The 15,159-nt window shown below is 47.2% G+C and carries 15 protein-coding genes; 6 read left to right on the top strand and 9 right to left on the bottom strand.

Going from position 1 to position 15,159, the window contains the following annotated elements:
• Positions 1 to 270 precede the first annotated feature (270 nt).
• From AC0VXY_RS05930 to AC0VXY_RS05910, 5 genes are all read right to left on the bottom strand, one after another.
• Complete coding sequence (locus AC0VXY_RS05930) at positions 271 to 1,602, bottom strand: 6-phospho-beta-glucosidase (RefSeq protein WP_475527276.1); 1,332 nt, start codon at positions 1,600 to 1,602, stop codon at positions 271 to 273.
• A gap of 15 nt (positions 1,603 to 1,617) precedes the next feature.
• The gene (locus AC0VXY_RS05925) at positions 1,618 to 1,908 is read right to left on the bottom strand and encodes a hypothetical protein (RefSeq protein ID WP_435992434.1); all 291 of its coding nucleotides are present in this window, start codon (positions 1,906 to 1,908) and stop codon (positions 1,618 to 1,620) included.
• A 231-nt stretch (positions 1,909 to 2,139) separates the two neighbouring features.
• Entirely contained in the window at positions 2,140 to 3,420 is a 1,281-nt protein-coding gene (locus AC0VXY_RS05920) for a PTS sugar transporter subunit IIC (protein WP_475527275.1), read from the bottom strand.
• A gap of 27 nt (positions 3,421 to 3,447) precedes the next feature.
• Positions 3,448 to 3,753: a PTS sugar transporter subunit IIB gene (locus AC0VXY_RS05915; protein WP_060673327.1), complete on the bottom strand. Its 306-nt coding sequence runs from the start codon at positions 3,751 to 3,753 to the stop codon at positions 3,448 to 3,450.
• A gap of 2 nt (positions 3,754 to 3,755) precedes the next feature.
• A complete protein-coding gene (locus AC0VXY_RS05910) occupies positions 3,756 to 4,622 on the bottom strand; it encodes a MurR/RpiR family transcriptional regulator (protein WP_475527274.1) in 867 nt (288 codons plus the stop codon).
• 160 nt (positions 4,623 to 4,782) lie between these two features.
• On the opposite strand from AC0VXY_RS05910, the gene AC0VXY_RS05905 reads away from it, so the two are divergent.
• The 6 genes from AC0VXY_RS05905 to AC0VXY_RS05880 all read left to right on the top strand — a co-directional run bounded on the left by AC0VXY_RS05905 (position 4,783) and on the right by AC0VXY_RS05880 (position 11,134).
• Positions 4,783 to 5,121: a PTS lactose/cellobiose transporter subunit IIA gene (locus AC0VXY_RS05905; protein WP_475527273.1), complete on the top strand. Its 339-nt coding sequence runs from the start codon at positions 4,783 to 4,785 to the stop codon at positions 5,119 to 5,121.
• A 12-nt stretch (positions 5,122 to 5,133) separates the two neighbouring features.
• Positions 5,134 to 6,231, top strand: a complete 1,098-nt coding sequence (locus AC0VXY_RS05900) for a DUF871 domain-containing protein (RefSeq protein ID WP_475527272.1) — start codon at positions 5,134 to 5,136, stop codon at positions 6,229 to 6,231.
• A 3-nt stretch (positions 6,232 to 6,234) separates the two neighbouring features.
• Positions 6,235 to 7,149 carry a BadF/BadG/BcrA/BcrD ATPase family protein gene (locus AC0VXY_RS05895; RefSeq protein WP_475527271.1) on the top strand — a complete coding sequence of 305 codons (915 nt, stop codon included), beginning with the start codon at positions 6,235 to 6,237 and terminating at the stop codon, positions 7,147 to 7,149.
• On the top strand, positions 7,142 to 8,308 hold the full coding sequence (gene anmK, locus AC0VXY_RS05890; protein ID WP_475527270.1) for an anhydro-N-acetylmuramic acid kinase AnmK: 1,167 nt from the start codon (positions 7,142 to 7,144) through the stop codon (positions 8,306 to 8,308). Before AC0VXY_RS05895 ends, anmK begins: the two co-directional genes overlap by 8 nt.
• Before the next feature lie 97 nt (positions 8,309 to 8,405).
• Positions 8,406 to 9,818, top strand: coding sequence for a glycolate oxidase subunit GlcD (glcD, locus tag AC0VXY_RS05885; RefSeq protein ID WP_475527269.1), 1,413 nt, complete (start codon positions 8,406 to 8,408; stop codon positions 9,816 to 9,818).
• Positions 9,815 to 11,134, top strand: a complete 1,320-nt coding sequence (locus AC0VXY_RS05880) for a (Fe-S)-binding protein (RefSeq protein WP_475527268.1) — start codon at positions 9,815 to 9,817, stop codon at positions 11,132 to 11,134. Before glcD ends, AC0VXY_RS05880 begins: the two co-directional genes overlap by 4 nt.
• Positions 11,135 to 11,336: 202 nt before the next feature.
• On the opposite strand, the gene AC0VXY_RS05875 is transcribed toward AC0VXY_RS05880, so the two are convergent.
• The 4 genes from AC0VXY_RS05875 to AC0VXY_RS05860 form a co-directional block, all read right to left on the bottom strand.
• Positions 11,337 to 12,254 carry a ketopantoate reductase family protein gene (locus AC0VXY_RS05875; RefSeq protein ID WP_475527267.1) on the bottom strand — a complete coding sequence of 306 codons (918 nt, stop codon included), beginning with the start codon at positions 12,252 to 12,254 and terminating at the stop codon, positions 11,337 to 11,339.
• Between the two features lie 75 nt (positions 12,255 to 12,329).
• Entirely contained in the window at positions 12,330 to 12,938 is a 609-nt protein-coding gene (locus tag AC0VXY_RS05870; protein ID WP_475527266.1) for an SAM-dependent methyltransferase, read from the bottom strand.
• 116 nt (positions 12,939 to 13,054) lie between these two features.
• Positions 13,055 to 14,446 (bottom strand): nucleoside recognition domain-containing protein, encoded by a 1,392-nt coding sequence (locus tag AC0VXY_RS05865; protein ID WP_475527822.1) that lies wholly within the window; start codon positions 14,444 to 14,446, stop codon positions 13,055 to 13,057.
• Positions 14,433 to 15,158, bottom strand: coding sequence for a FeoB small GTPase domain-containing protein (locus tag AC0VXY_RS05860; protein ID WP_475527265.1), 726 nt, complete (start codon positions 15,156 to 15,158; stop codon positions 14,433 to 14,435). The genes AC0VXY_RS05865 and AC0VXY_RS05860 overlap by 14 nt, the downstream gene beginning before the upstream one ends.
• Position 15,159: the final 1 nt, after the last annotated feature.

Genomic DNA, 15,159 nt, shown 5'->3' with positions numbered 1-15,159 from the left:
GGGATTGGTGTTGTTTTGAAAATAAGTTGGTTGGTTTTGAAAATATATTCTGGTTCTTGAAAATAAGTTGGTCTGTTTTGAAAATAAGTATGCCAGTTTTGAAAATATAACGGGAGTCGTTCCATCACGGGCCATATAGAGTTGATAATAAAAGCGGAGAAGTCGATAATATTTCTGGAAAGTCGATAATAAGTCCACCAATACCCTTTCCTTCCCTATTCTCTCCACCAAAAAAACGTCCCAAAGCATAATTCGGGACGCTTCCTATCTTTAATTATGAGTCACCCTCTCACCAAACTGAGGCAAATACTCTTTATGAACCTCAAGCATTTCATCCAGCAGCTGCTTCGCTTTCACATCACTCGTCACTAGCGGATTGATAGTCATGGCAAGCAAGGCTTTTTCATAGGAACCGGTTACGGATGCTTCTGCCGCCACCCGCTCAAAGGATTTGATCTGTTGCACAAGTCCACTGACCGACACAGGTAGTTCCCCGACGGCAATCGGCTTCGGTCCTGCTTTCGTCACTACACAGTTCACTTCCACGGCAGACTCCCTTGGCAAATCATTGATTGCCCCGTCATTGCGTACATTCAAAGTCTGGATATCCCCGCGATTGTTATAGATGGAAGATATAAGATTGCATGCAGCATCACTGTAATAAGCCCCTCCCCGCTCTTCAAGCTGAGGAGGCTTAACCGCTAAACTTTCATCCTTATACAAATGAAACAGCTCATTCTCCAACTTCTGGACGACCTCCGCACGAGTTGTACCCGTCTGGAATTCCTCAAGCTGCTTTTCTAAAATATCACCCGTTTTGTAGTAATAACGGTGATATGGACAAGGGATGACTCCCAGACTACTGATGAATTCCGGTTCCCAAGGTAGGGGTGCGATATTCCGCATACTCATCTGCCTCTCGGGATCGCTCATGATGTCGAGTACTTCCCCCAATACAGATTCCCCGTCCACCAGCACGTCCAACCCATAGACCATATGATTGAGTCCGGCAAAATCGATATGCAGGCGTTCCACCTCGACACCGAGGAGCCCTGCCAACGTAATCCTCGTATTGATGGGAAGATTGCAAACGCCCACGACCTTCGGATGAGACCCATAGTGAAGCATTGCTTCTGTCACCATGCCAGCAGGGTTCGTGAAATTGATCAGCCAGGCATCGGGGCACAGTTCCTGCATTTCCTCCGAGATTTCCAAAAGGACAGGGATCGTCCTCATTCCCTTAAAAAGTCCACCCGCCCCATTCGTCTCCTGACCAATCATCCCATATTTGATCGGGAGACGCTCGTCCTGAATCCGGGCTTTCAGATGTCCGATCCGCATTTGGGTCGTGACAAAGTCAGCTCCACTCAACGCCTCTCTCCTGTCCAGTGTAAGATGGACTTCCATCGGGACTCCCGCTTTTTCCACCATTCTCTTCGCTAAGTTCCCGACAATATTCAATTTCTCTTTTCCCTCTTCAATATCCACAAGCCACAGCTCATTCACCGGCAGCTCATCATAACGCTTGATCAATCCTTCAACAAACTCGGGAGTATAGCTCGAGCCCCCGCCGATGGTGACGATCTTGATTCCTTTTTTCATTGCAAAAGCCTCCAGTTACCTGGCCACAAAAGCCAGAATGAAACTTATGACGAAACTGACCACAACGGCTAATACGATCCGCTTCTTTTTAACAGAAGCGTCTTCGACCGGTCCTTCAATTTTCAATAAAATGTATGAAAGCCCGATGGAAGCTGAAATACCCGTAGCCAAAAACATACTCCATTCTTTAGCCAGTCCCGTGCTCATCAATGGTTTAGAAAGAAGTAAAAGTCCAATAGATACAGAGATTAATAATACAAACACACTCTTAAAACCGATTCTCTTTGGCACAACGGTTTCTGTCATTTCCATCACTCCTGACCTAGTAAAGAAGTGGGAATCCTGGGACTCCCACTTCTTTTTTATATAATACTCTTATGCTTGGCGCCTCAGGGCGAGCCCCTTCCGCTTTTCTCTGTCCAGCTCCAGGGGCTTGAGGCTCGAGGTCATAAGCCAATTCATCCAAAAAGGCAAAGGACGCCTTTCCGGATGACTTGTCTTATGCTTGTCGCCTCAGGGCGAGCCCCTTCCGCTTTTCTATGCCGCTTGTTGGTCGCTTTCTTCCATCTTCATCATTTTCCTGTCGTACATTTTCAAGAATGGGAAATAGATAGCAAATGAGATTCCGACATTGATCAGAACCATGACAATCGCTCTCCAGTCACCACCCGTTGCAAGGTACGCTCCGATTGGTGCAGGCAGTGTCCATGGTGGCATGATGTACGTCGGTGATACCAACCCGACAGTGGTTGCCACATATGAAAGAGTGGCTGTAATCAAAGGTACGGTGATGAATGGTATGATCAAAATCGGGTTCAATACGATTGGAGCACCGAATATGACAGGCTCATTGATATTGAAAAGACCCGGTACAAGACATGTTTTCCCTAATGCTTTTAAATATTTTGAACGGGAGAAGAAGACCATCGCAAGAACCAATCCAAGCGTGGCTCCTGATCCACCGATCCAGATGAACCATTGGTAGAACGTTTCCGGAGCGATATGCGGGATCGCTTGCCCGCTTGCAACCGCATCAGCGTTGTTCACAAGGAATACTTCCCACAGTGGACGGGCCACGGTTCCAACGACGGATACGCCGTGTATCCCGAATGACCAGAAGAAATCGATCAGGAATACCGGAACCAATACACCGAATATGCTGTCACCGGCTGTAACCAGTGGAGCAACGGCGACACCGACCAACTTATGCAGGTCTACCCCTGCTAAGACCGTCACGGATGAAATCAATAAAATTACGATTGCTACAGGTATAAGTGCTTCAAAGCTTCGTGAAACGGATGCCGGTACTTGCTCAGGCATTTTGATCGTGATGTTCTTCGTTTTACAGAATCGCAGGATTTCAACCGCCAGAATCGAAACGACCATGGAAACGAATAATCCCTGCCCACCCAGGTTGGTCATTGGAAGGACCCAGCCTTCTCCGTCCATTACTTTCGGTGTGATGGTCAATAGAAGTGCTGCCACTGAGATCTGTGCCCCGGATAAAGGATCCAGTTTATAGCTTTTCGAGAGATTGTATCCGATCCCGAATGCGACATAGAGCGACATGATGAACATCGTCAGACGGTACGGAATCAGAATCTCGACAATATTGTCAGCGGCCCACTGTTTGATGTCACCGAATATCCATGCGTCAGGCAGTGGCGGAAACGCTAAGATCAGAAAGAATGAACCGACGATAATAAATGGCAGTGCTGAAATAACCCCATCCCGGATTGCTTGCAAATGCCTTTGTTCAGAGAGTCTGGCCATTGGACCCGACAAATTATTCTCCAGAAAGTTCACAAACGTTTGCATGTTACTACCCCCTTGTTTCCTATTAAATTAGTTTGTTAATTCTTTTACTGTTTTCAGTAAAGTCGGCCCACCCAGTGGCGTGTAAGCCTGTGGCGGAATCGGCCCGCATGGAACATTGGCCTCATCGGCGGCTTTCTTCACTTGATCAAAACGGTGTCTGATCTGAGGTGCTACCATACATACATCCCATCCCTTAGAGATTTCCTCGGATACTTCCCCTGTTCCGATTGCATGGACTTCCATTTCAATGCCCTCTTTTGTTCCTTCTTTTTTCAGGGCATTGACGACGATTGCACTGGACATCCCACCAGAGCATACGAATAATACTTTCATCCCTATTCCTCCTCCTCTTTCATTCGCTGGACCACTTCATGTGTATGAATAATTTGCTCGTAAACGCCATGTCCCTTTTTCATGCATAATGCCACGAATAAAGCGTCGATCACGACGAGTTGAGCAATTCTTGCCGTCATGGTACCGATTCGGATATTATGTTCCTCCTCGGAAATCGTCAGTACGATATCGGCGAGCTTTCTTGCCGGTGATTTACCGTGCTGTGTCAGGAGTACAATGGTGGCTCCCTTTTCTTCTGCGACATGCATCAGCTTCAGGATTTCCTTCGTCTGACCGGATGTTGAGACGACGAAGAGTACGTCTCTTTCCGTTAAGTTCGCAGCCATCATCATCTGCACATGGATATCACTTGCCTGAAACGCCAGGTAGTTCAACCTCAAGAGCTTTTGCGTGAAATCTTCCGCTACCACTGCGGAACCGCCCACTCCATACAGATAGACTCTTTCGGCTTCATGAAATGCATTAACTGCCCTACCGAGTTCATTAATGGAAAAAAGCTTTTCCGTATTCTTGATGGCTTGATAGGTATTGACCAATACTTTATTGAAGACGGTTTCAAGATTATCTTCAAAGGAGAGAAGTGTATTGATATCATGACTCTTCGTTTCTTCGATGTTTGTACTTTTCGCGAGCTCGATCTTCAGGCCGCTGAAACTGTTGATCCCGATCCGTTTGCAGAACCGGATGATGGCGGCTTCACTGCTGCCGCATGATTGTGATAGTTGCTTTGTGGTCATCTCCATCACTTTCTCCGGAAATTCGAGCACATATTGAGCAACCGCTATTTCAGACGGTGTAAAGCTCTCCATCTGACTTTTGATGTGTTTTAAAACCTGGAATTCTGTCATGGTCACCTCCAAAAAAATGATTGTCTTGAAAAGGCTTTCAGTTTAATATGATTATATGCGATAATGAAATTAAATTTCAATATTATTTTAAAATATTTAAACTTTTATTTTACAAAATTGGTAGAAAAGAGTTCTAAAAAGGTCCAGGGAGGAATACACGATGGCAGAGATCCGCAACGTGGAAATGGAGATATTTGAGATCATATCAAACGGAGGGAATGCGAAGAGTACGGCTTATGAAGCCCTCGCTAAAGCACATGAGGGGAAATTCGATGAGGCGGAAGTGATGATAAAGACTGCCCATGACGAACTGAATAAAGCCCACAAGACCCAAACAAGCCTGATTCAGGCCGAAATCAACGGGGAAGAATTTGAAAAATCCCTTCTTATGATCCATGCACAGGATCACTTGATGACGTCGATCAGTGAAATCTCATTAATTGAACAAATGATACCTATGTTAAAGAGAATCCATGCACTCGAAAGCCAATCTAATTAAGGAGGGAACCCGATGAGTAAAAGACTGGGCGTTTCAATCTATCCGAATCATTCTACAACTGAAAAAGATAAAGACTATTTGACCCTTGCCGCTTCTTACGGATTCCAGCGTGTGTTTACCTGTTTATTATCCGTTGAAGGGGACAAGGAAGGCATCATTGCGAACTTCAAAGAAACGATCAAGTTTGCCCGTGAGAAGAATATGGAAGTCATAGCCGACATCAGCCCACGTATTTTTAAAGAGCTGGATATTTCTTACGATGACCTATCCTTTTTTGCCGACCTGGGTGCTCACGGTATTCGCCTTGACCTCGGATATACCGGTCATGAGGAATCGATGATGTCGTATAACCCTTATGATTTGAAAATCGAATTGAACATGAGCAATGCCACGAAATACATCGATAACATCATGACGTATCAGCCCAATAAGGATCAATTATTAGGGTGCCATAACTTCTATCCGCACCGCTACTCCGGTTTATCTTATCCTTTCTTTATCGAATGCAGCCAGAAATTCAAAGACTTCGGCATGAGAACGGCAGCCTTTGTATCTTCCGCGGATGCCACATTCGGTCCATGGCCGGTCACAGAAGGATTGCCTACCCTGGAAATGCACCGTTCCCTTCCTATTGATGTGCAGGCGAAGCATCTTTTTGCGACTGGACTGATTGACGACGTCATCATCAGCAATGCTTATGCATCAAAACGTGAGTTGCAGCTGCTCAGTGAATTGAATACATCGAAGCTCACTTTCACCGTCGAAACCCATGAACCGACAACCGATCTAGAGAAAACGATCATCTTTGAAGAACCACACTTTTACCGCGGGGATGTATCGGATTATATGATCCGTTCCACTCAAAGCCGCGTCAAATATAGAGGAAGAAAATTTGCGCCACATCACACCGTCGATATTAAGCGTGGAGACATTATCATTGAAAACGACCTGTATGCCCAATATGCGGGAGAACTTCAGATTGCCCTACAGGATATGGAGAACTCCGGAAAGACGAACGTGGTTGGCAGGATCCGTGAAGAAGAAGTCTTCCTTCTTGATTACTTGAAACCCTGGGGCAAATTTGCCTTTCAGCCAAGTAAGAAGGGTTAAGAGATGACTAGAGTAATAGGGATCGATGCAGGTGGAACGAAAATTCAGGGACTCGTCATGGATATGGAGAAGAATATCCTTTTCCAAAGTTTATCCGGACACGGGAACCCGTCAGTGTCGTATGAGGAAGCATTGCAGAACCTCTCCTCCGTCGTTCAACAATGCCTGGACCATACTGCTTCAGATGATGCCACCCACGTTGTAATCGGGATGGCAGGTGGAGGGTCGGGGAACCTTTCCCACCGAATTCAATCAGAATTGAGCAGGATGACTTCCCTTCCCATCATTCTTATAAACGATGCGACACTCGCCTATTTCAGTTTGATCGGTAACCGGAATGGCGTGATGACAATTGCGGGGACGGGATCGATTTGTTACGGAAGGAACGGAACAAGGGAAGAAACGACCGGGGGCTGGGGGCATCTTCTTGGAGATGAAGGCAGTGCGTATCACCTTGCCATCGAAGCGTGTAAAAAGATCGCCGGGGAAATCGATTTCGGCATCCCGCTCTCTCCCCTCTTCTTGAGCCTGATGAAGGAAATCGGCACCTCTGATGCCAAAGGGTTGAAGGGATTTATCTATTCTTCTTCAAAAGGGGAAATCGCCCGGCTTGCGAAAGTGATCCACAAGGAAGCAGAGGCCGGGGATGAAACGGCCCTTACCTTATTGAAAACCGCCGGCACACAGCTTGCCGCACAGGCAATCGCATTGATCGAAGCGTTACAGATTGAAACAAAGCCTGTCATAGCTTTGAAAGGTAGTGTCCTCGAACACAATCCTGTGGTTCAATCCACGTTTAAAGAAACGATTTCATCAGTGTTTATGGATCCGATTTTTGTCGTTGATTCTACGTCCCCCGCTACAGGCGCAGTGGACATAGTTGAAGCCATACGGAAAGGAAGGTTGTCATATGAGTAAACGATTAGCAGTCGGACTGATGTCCGGCACGTCCGTTGACGGGGTGGACGCCGCCCTTGTTTCTATTGAAGGATCCGGGACGAATACAGTTGTGGAGCTTGTGCACTATTCGTCGGCCCCCTTCCCTCCCCCTGTGAAAAAGAAAATCTTTGATGTCATGAGTCCTGATGATTCCTCCACTCCCCTTTTATCCAGCCTGCATTTTGAGCTTGGTAACGTATACGCCGATGCCGTAGAGAAAGTATGTACGGAGGCGGGCATCTCTGTTGATGAGCTTAGCTTTATCGGATCCCATGGACAAACGGTCTATCATCAGCCCTTTCAAACGGAAGATTCGGTTGCTTCCACTCTTCAAATCGGAGAACCGAGCGTGATTGCCTACCTTACCCGCACACAGGTGGTATCCAATTTCCGTTCCATGGATATGGCTGCAGGGGGAGAAGGTGCCCCGCTTGTCCCTTATACAGAGTTCCTTCTCTACCGAAAAAAGGATGGGGGGAGGCTCCTCCAGAACATCGGGGGAATCGGGAATGTAACCGTCTTGCCGAGAAACTGCTCCCTTGAAGAAGTGTTTGCTTTTGACACTGGTCCCGGGAATATGGTGATCGATGGACTATGCGAGAAGTTATTCGGCTTGGCTTTTGACGAGGATGGATCGATTGCCTCCAGGGGAACGGTTCACCATGAAGCAGCACGGAAATGGGTGGAGTGGGAAACGGATTTCTTTCAGAAAGCGCCTCCTAAGTCCACCGGCCGGGAACTGTTTGGCGAGGTGTTCGTGAACCGGATCCTGGCTGAATATAGTAATCTTGCGAAAGAAGATTTGATTGCGACGGCCACCTACTTTACCGCCCTATCCATTTCGGATGCCTATAAGACATTCATCTTCCCTCAGCATCCGATCAACGAGGTCATCATCGGCGGCGGGGGAAGCTATAACAAAACGCTTCTCCAAATGATGAGAGAACTTCTCCCTGAAGTGACAATCCTCATTCAGGAAGATATCGGATACTCATCCGATGCCAAGGAAGCGATTGCCTTTGCCCTATTAGCCAACGAAACCCTGCACGGCAATCCAGGCAATGTCCCAGGGGCAACCGGAGCGAAAAAACCCGTCATCCTCGGGTCGATCACCCCAAGCCCCATCATTACCAAATAATCTATCATGAGGGACGGACCTTGACCCCAGTCGGGTACCGTCTCTCTACTCATTTTATGAACCGTTTTGAAAACTCGCAAAAAAGGTGGAAACCAGTATGATTACTCCTGATATCAAGAATCAGTTCGTCAGCATCGTCGGTGAAGATCATTATCGTGATACCCCTGCTGAAAAACTTGTCTATTCCTATGATGCAACACCTAACTACCAATCCATGCCCGATGCCGTCATCGTTCCCCGGTCAACGGGGGAAGTAGCGGCAATCGTGAAGATCTGCAATGAGCACGGCATCCCCATTGTCCCGCGGGGATCCGGAACGAATCTATGTGCCGGGACGTGCCCAACCGAAGGCGGTCTTGTTCTCCTTTTCACCCATATGAACAACATCCTCGAATTGGATGAAGAAAATTTAACCATCACCGTCCAGCCCGGGGTTGTAACACTTGATTTAATTCACGCCGTTGAAGCCAAGGGACTCTTCTATCCTCCAGACCCCAGTTCCATGAAAATCTCCACCATCGGAGGGAATATCAATGAAAACTCCGGTGGTTTGAGAGGGTTGAAGTATGGAGTCACCCGGGATTATGTACTTGCCCTTGAAGCGGTCCTTCCGAATGGTGATATCATCCGGACCGGCGGGAAACTCGCAAAAGATGTAGCCGGGTATGACTTGACCCGCCTGTTTGTCGGGTCGGAAGGAACGCTTTGTGTAATCACGGAAGCGACATTGAAGCTCGTCCCCATGCCGGAGACGAAACAGACGATGCTATCCCTTTATCAGGACATAGAAGCAGCTGCAAAAAGTGTGTCGAGCATCATCTCGAATCGGATCATCCCGACGACCCTGGAATTTCTGGATCAGCCTACATTGGAAGTGGTGGAGGATTTCGCCAAAATCGGACTGCCTACGGATGTGAAAGCAGTCCTGCTGATTGAACAGGATGGTCCTCCCGAAGTGGTCGCACGTGATATGAAGCGTATCAAAGAAGTGTGTGTTGAAAACGATGCCGTATCCGTTCAACTCGCTAAAACCGAAATCGAAGCAGATGCCCTTCGAACTGCCCGGCGTTCTGCCCTCTCGGCTCTTGCCCGACTTAAACCGACGACAATCTTGGAGGATGCCACGGTACCCCGCTCCGAAATTGCCAAGATGGTGAAAGCGATCAATGATATAGCCGAGCGCTACGAGTTGAAGATTTGCACCTTTGGCCATGCAGGGGATGGAAACCTTCATCCGACCGTTGCCACAGACGCCAGGGACCATGATGAAATGAAGCGGGTCGAAGCGGCCTTTGAAGAGATCTTCGCCCACGCCATCGAATTGGGCGGGACTATCACCGGAGAACACGGCGTTGGGATGATGAAGGCCCCTTATCTGGAATGGAAACTTGGACCTGAAGGAATCGGCGCCATGAAGATGATCAAGCAATCCTTCGACCCCAATAACATCATGAATCCGAATAAAGTATTTGCGAAAGAATCAAGAAAACGTGTGGTGATTTCAAGATGACGACCGTCCAGGAAAAACAAAAGATTCAACAGGCGTTCAAAGACCGAATGGATGAAGATGAATTATTGAATTGTATGAGATGCGGATTCTGTCTTCCCTCCTGTCCCACTTATATCGAATCCGGATTCAAGGAATCACACTCCCCACGGGGTCGCATCGCCCTTATGAAGGCCGTCGTCGATGGTGTGATCGAGCCGGATGAAGAAGTCGAGCGCACACTGGACCTTTGTCTCGGATGCAGGGCCTGTGAACCGGTCTGCCCATCCGGTGTGAACTATGGTCACTTATTAGAAGAGGCACGGGATATCATCAATCAAAATAAAAAGCATTCCCTCCCTGTCCGGGTTGTCAGGAAGACCGTATTCGAAGGTTTATTCCCACATCCGGACAGAATGAGGATGGTCACGAACCTTCTCGGAATCTATCAGCGTTCCGGTTTACAAAAGGCCGTCCACACGACAGGCGTCATGAAGCTATTCCCGGAAAGCATGGCAACGATGGAACGCGTCCTCCCTCAAGTCCCAAAGCTGAAAGCGATGAAGGAACGCCCGACTTCCCTTTCTTCGATTGGTGAGGTTCGGAAAAAAGTTGCATTCTTTTCCGGTTGTTTGATGGATACGATGTTTCTGGAAACAAATAATGCCACAACGAAACTCCTTCAACTGGCAGGCTGTGACATCGTGATTCCGAAGATGCAAACCTGCTGTGGGGCCTTGCATGGACACAGCGGTGAAAAGGATACTGCCAAGGGATTGGCTAAACGGAATATTGAGGCATTTGAAGCTTCCGGGGTCGATTACATCATCACGAATGCCGGTGGCTGCGGAGCTTTTCTTGTGGATTACGATCACTTACTGAAAGATGATCCCGAGTGGAAAGAGCGCGCAGTCCAATTTAAAAACAAGATTAAGGACATTTCCTCGCTTCTGGTAGAATTGGAGTTTCATAAAAAGGCATTGAATGTGGCACCACAACGAATCACCTATCAAGATTCCTGTCACTTACGAAACGTACAGAGAACATTCATGGAACCAAGGGTACTTCTCCAATCCGTGGAAGGTGCCGATTACGTTGAGATGAAACAAGCTGACCACTGCTGCGGATCTGCAGGAATTTACAACATCGTCGAATCCGACATGTCCATGAAAATCCTCGATCACAAAATGGAAAAAGTCGAAGACACCCGGGCCACCACCATTATCACATCCAACCCGGGATGCCTCCTCCAAATGAAACTCGGCATCGAACGGGAAGGCCAATCAGACAAAATGCGAGCCATCCACATCGTCGACTTCCTTTTAGAAGCAGTCGACTGAGAGGGACGGACCTCCAACCATCCTTTTGCTTCCGCAAAAGAGATGATGGGAGGCCCGTCCCTCGATTTTTATCTTTTGATTCAACTGCTGACTTATCACGAATTTTCTGCAGCTGAATACTTCCACTTATTCACCTGCTGAACATAAACATAAACAAAAAAAACACCAGACACCCCCAAAAGGCATCCGATGTCTCCCATACTCATTGGCTCGCAATCTCATAAATCTTCAAATTCCCATAAATCAACCGTAAATCAGGGACCTCTACGTCCTTACTCTCGGCAGCTTCCAGTAAGTAACCGTATAAATGATCGGCCTCCACTGATAGACTTTTCTCCATATCACGCTGCAGGGAAGACTTCATGCTGTAGCCCATGCCGCTGATTTTATCGTAAAGAGCGTCTTCAATATTTTCTGCAAGAGGGGCCTTCAACTTTCTCATGACCATCGCTGCCTGAGAAAGGACCGCCTTGATCCGCCCCTCTCCTTCACCGGTGTCCCTGATCGGACCGATCGGTGCACGATATAGGGAAGTGACGCCTGACAGGGTAGTGATGAAGAGATATTTATGCCACATTTCCTGCTCGATGGTAGCGGATAAACGGAAGCTCGCTTTCGTTCCCGAGAAAGCTTCTTCCAGTCTGGTGATCCGGTCCGTCTGATCTCCATTCCTCTCTCCAAACACCAGATCATGGATAGGGCTTGTCTGAATGACTTTACCTGAACCATCAAGTGTAGACTCGACAAAGCATAAGCCGCCTATCACCTTTTCTTCCCCAAAGGCTTGGATCAGGTCATCGACGTGGGACATGCCGTTTAACAATGGAAGAATCATTGTGTTCTCCCCTACAAACGGGTTTAGACTATCGATGGCCCCTTCTAGGTGATACGCTTTGGTGGATAATATGACAACATCAAAAGGCTCTGCTTTTTCTTCAGCCTTAAGCGTCTTTGGCTGACAGTGATAATCGCCATGAACGCTTTCGATGTGAAGTCCATGTTCTTTCAGCTGATGTTCCCTTTTATCCCGCACGAGAAACGTGACGTCCTCACCTTTCTCTGCCAATCTGCCTCCAAAGTATCCTCCGACGGCCCCTGCTCCTACAACCAATATTCTCATTCCATCCGCCTCCTTTTTCTGTTAGATCTTCTATTTCATTCTCCAATATGAACGCGGATAAATCAAAAGTTCTGATCAGTACATCAACCCATAAACCAGAAACCGCTCATATTCGTTCTTCGCGAACTCCCCTGTTAACGAAACTTCTTTTCGCAGCTGAAATAATGAATGATCCTCCAAGAAATGAACATAATCATCCGAGCTGTAGTACAGAAGGATCTCGATATCACGGGGAAAGGATTCCACTGATAAGAGAATATGATTGATGACTTTTATAAAAATTTGGACCGAAAAGGGATTGAAAAAGTAAAAGCGATTGTCTGCCGGGTTAATCTCATAGTCCTCTGCCAGGCAATGGCAAAAGGATAGCGTACCGTTCCTGAATTTTGCTTTCTCACGATAGTCCGAAAGATTCTTCATGCAATCTCCGTAAAACTCGTCGTTCATTTCCACACCGATGACAGTCGATTGAAAAAGATGATGAATGAAGAAGTTCAAACGCCCTTTCCCACATCCGAAATCCACGACCCGATCACTGCTTCTCAGTTCATAACTCTGAAATAATTCTTGTAATGCCGCGTATGGAGTCGGTTCATAGCGATGATAGTGAAAGGATCTGTGAAAGCCTATTTGACGATCGCCCGTTTTGATATTCAGTAATGTATCATAATCATGTTCGTTCATCTTGATCTCCTTATTGAACCTGCCGTAAGCACTCTTCAATCGTAACACTTTTGGGCGGACCTTTCAGAAATAAAAAAAAGCAAACCCCTCATCAATGGGATTTGCTTTCATATTTCTTATACCCAGCCCAATGCCCTGACAATCGTTGCCACCAGGAATGTGACCCCGATTGCAATCGCTGTCGGAATTGCAAAGGACAGGAACGTCCATTTCTTGCTTTTCGTTTCCTTATAGATATTCACAAGGGTCGTGCCGCAAGGGAAATGGAGCAGGGAAAAGAGCATCATATTCAGTGCCGTTAACCACGTCCATCCATGACTGACGAAGACTGCTTTTAACTCGGTCAGATCATCAAGTTCAAGCATCGCCCCTTGAGAAAGATAGGCCATGATCAGGATCGGCACAACTATTTCGTTGGCCGGCAGTCCGATGATGAAGGCTGCCAGGATGAACCCATCCATTCCAAGTGCCTGCCCGAACGGATCAAGGAACTGTACAAAATGCATGAGGATGCTCGTGTCACCGATATGGATATTCGCGATGATCCACGTGATGATCGAAGCAGGTGCGGCCACGATCACGGCCCTTTTTAACACATACCAGGATTTATCTTTACTCGAGCGCAAGACGGTACTCCAGATTTTCGGACGACGATATGGAGGTAACTCGAGTGTGTAATGCGTCGGAACTCCTTTAAGTGCCGTTTTGGACAGTATCCAGGATACCGAAATCGTGACGACAATTCCGATCAACACCATGATCATGACCATTCCGGCGGTCACAAGGGAAGCTATCCCACCGGCATACCCCGCTGCCATGAATAGGGAGGCAAGCAGGATCAACGTCGGCCAGCGACCATTACAAGGGACAAAGTTATTGGTCAGGATGGCCAGCATCCGTTCTCTCGGTGATTCGATGATCCTGGTCGACATGATGGCTGCAGCATTACATCCAAAGCCCATCGCCATCGTCAAGGATTGCTTTCCGTGCCCTCCTGCTTTCTTAAACAGGCGATCCATATTGAAGGCGACACGGGGTAAATACCCGTAATTCTCAAGAAGAGCAAAAGCCGGGAAGAAAATCGCCATCGGAGGAAGCATGACGCTGATCACCCATCCTGTACCCCTGAAGAAACCGAGAACGAGCACACCGTGAAGCCATGCTGGTGCATTCATGGCGTTAAACAGCAGGGTCAACTTCCCTTCCATCCAGGCAAACCCTTCCGCCAGCATGCTGGATGGGATATTCGCCCCTGCAATCGTCAGATAAAACACCGCTCCAAGCATGGCAAGCATGATAGGGAAACCCCAAATAGGTGAAGTCAGCACTTTATCCAGCTTTTCGGAATGGATCCGTTCTTTGTTTTTGTACTTTACGACTTCCTTGCAAATCCCTCTGCTCGTTGAATAAATGTTTTCTACAATTTCATCCCGCAGGTTGTCACTCGACATCCCTTTCGCATGATTGAATAAATACGCAAGACTCTGATCTCCATTATGTGGTTGCATTGACTGAGACATTGGAAAATCCTCCTTTCTTTCGTTCCCTCCGGAAGTAATCATTCAACGAGTTGAGTATGCTTTCGTCTTCATCCAATAATCGCAGGGAAATCCATCGAATCGGAAACTCATCCCCGATCATTTGCCGTACTTTTGGAGAAAGCTCTTCAATTTTCGCTTCGATATCCACAGAATAGATCATGCGGTATGGAGTGGTCGGTACATTTCCTTGAGCCATTTCATGTACGGTATCCAGTAACTCCTTGATGCCCGTATTATTTCTTGCCGATATTTTCACAACCGGTACGCCCAGTTTTTTGCTTAATGCTTCACTGTTTACTTCGATTCCTTTTTTCTTCGCTTCATCCATCAAATTGAGGGCTACGATCACTCGATCCGTCATTTCCATCACTTGAAGAGCGAGGTTCATATTTCTCTCGAGTGAGGTTGCATCCAGTACTACAAGTGTCACATCCGGTTTATCAAAGATAATATAGTCCCTCGCAACCTCTTCATCCGTTGAATTGGAATAAAGAGAGTATGTCCCGGGCAGATCGACAATGGTGAAATCCGTTCCATTATGCTTAAACTCACCTTCTGCATGAATCACAGTTTTACCCGGCCAGTTTCCTGTGTGTTGTCTTAAACCTGTCAACAGATTGAATAACGTGCTTTTCCCTGTATTCGGATTTCCTGCAAGGGCAATTCTGTATGAACCCATC

The sequence above is a fragment of the Rossellomorea sp. QJM3NY_18 genome, assembly GCF_056173145.1.
Note: the sequence above shows the minus strand (reverse complement) of the source record. Positions and strands in the feature narration are given on the sequence as shown.

Coding starts and splice junctions, on each gene's coding strand:
- AC0VXY_RS05930 (WP_475527276.1), bottom strand. CDS start 1,602: ATGAAAAAAGGAATCAAGATCGTCACCATCGGCGGGGGCTCGAGCTAT.
- AC0VXY_RS05925 (WP_435992434.1), bottom strand. CDS start 1,908: ATGACAGAAACCGTTGTGCCAAAGAGAATCGGTTTTAAGAGTGTGTTT.
- AC0VXY_RS05920 (WP_475527275.1), bottom strand. CDS start 3,420: ATGCAAACGTTTGTGAACTTTCTGGAGAATAATTTGTCGGGTCCAATG.
- AC0VXY_RS05915 (WP_060673327.1), bottom strand. CDS start 3,753: ATGAAAGTATTATTCGTATGCTCTGGTGGGATGTCCAGTGCAATCGTC.
- AC0VXY_RS05910 (WP_475527274.1), bottom strand. CDS start 4,622: ATGACAGAATTCCAGGTTTTAAAACACATCAAAAGTCAGATGGAGAGC.
- AC0VXY_RS05905 (WP_475527273.1), top strand. CDS start 4,783: ATGGCAGAGATCCGCAACGTGGAAATGGAGATATTTGAGATCATATCA.
- AC0VXY_RS05900 (WP_475527272.1), top strand. CDS start 5,134: ATGAGTAAAAGACTGGGCGTTTCAATCTATCCGAATCATTCTACAACT.
- AC0VXY_RS05895 (WP_475527271.1), top strand. CDS start 6,235: ATGACTAGAGTAATAGGGATCGATGCAGGTGGAACGAAAATTCAGGGA.
- anmK (WP_475527270.1), top strand. CDS start 7,142: ATGAGTAAACGATTAGCAGTCGGACTGATGTCCGGCACGTCCGTTGAC.
- glcD (WP_475527269.1), top strand. CDS start 8,406: ATGATTACTCCTGATATCAAGAATCAGTTCGTCAGCATCGTCGGTGAA.
- AC0VXY_RS05880 (WP_475527268.1), top strand. CDS start 9,815: ATGACGACCGTCCAGGAAAAACAAAAGATTCAACAGGCGTTCAAAGAC.
- AC0VXY_RS05875 (WP_475527267.1), bottom strand. CDS start 12,254: ATGAGAATATTGGTTGTAGGAGCAGGGGCCGTCGGAGGATACTTTGGA.
- AC0VXY_RS05870 (WP_475527266.1), bottom strand. CDS start 12,938: ATGAACGAACATGATTATGATACATTACTGAATATCAAAACGGGCGAT.
- AC0VXY_RS05865 (WP_475527822.1), bottom strand. CDS start 14,446: ATGCAACCACATAATGGAGATCAGAGTCTTGCGTATTTATTCAATCAT.
- AC0VXY_RS05860 (WP_475527265.1), bottom strand. CDS start 15,158: ATGGGTTCATACAGAATTGCCCTTGCAGGAAATCCGAATACAGGGAAA.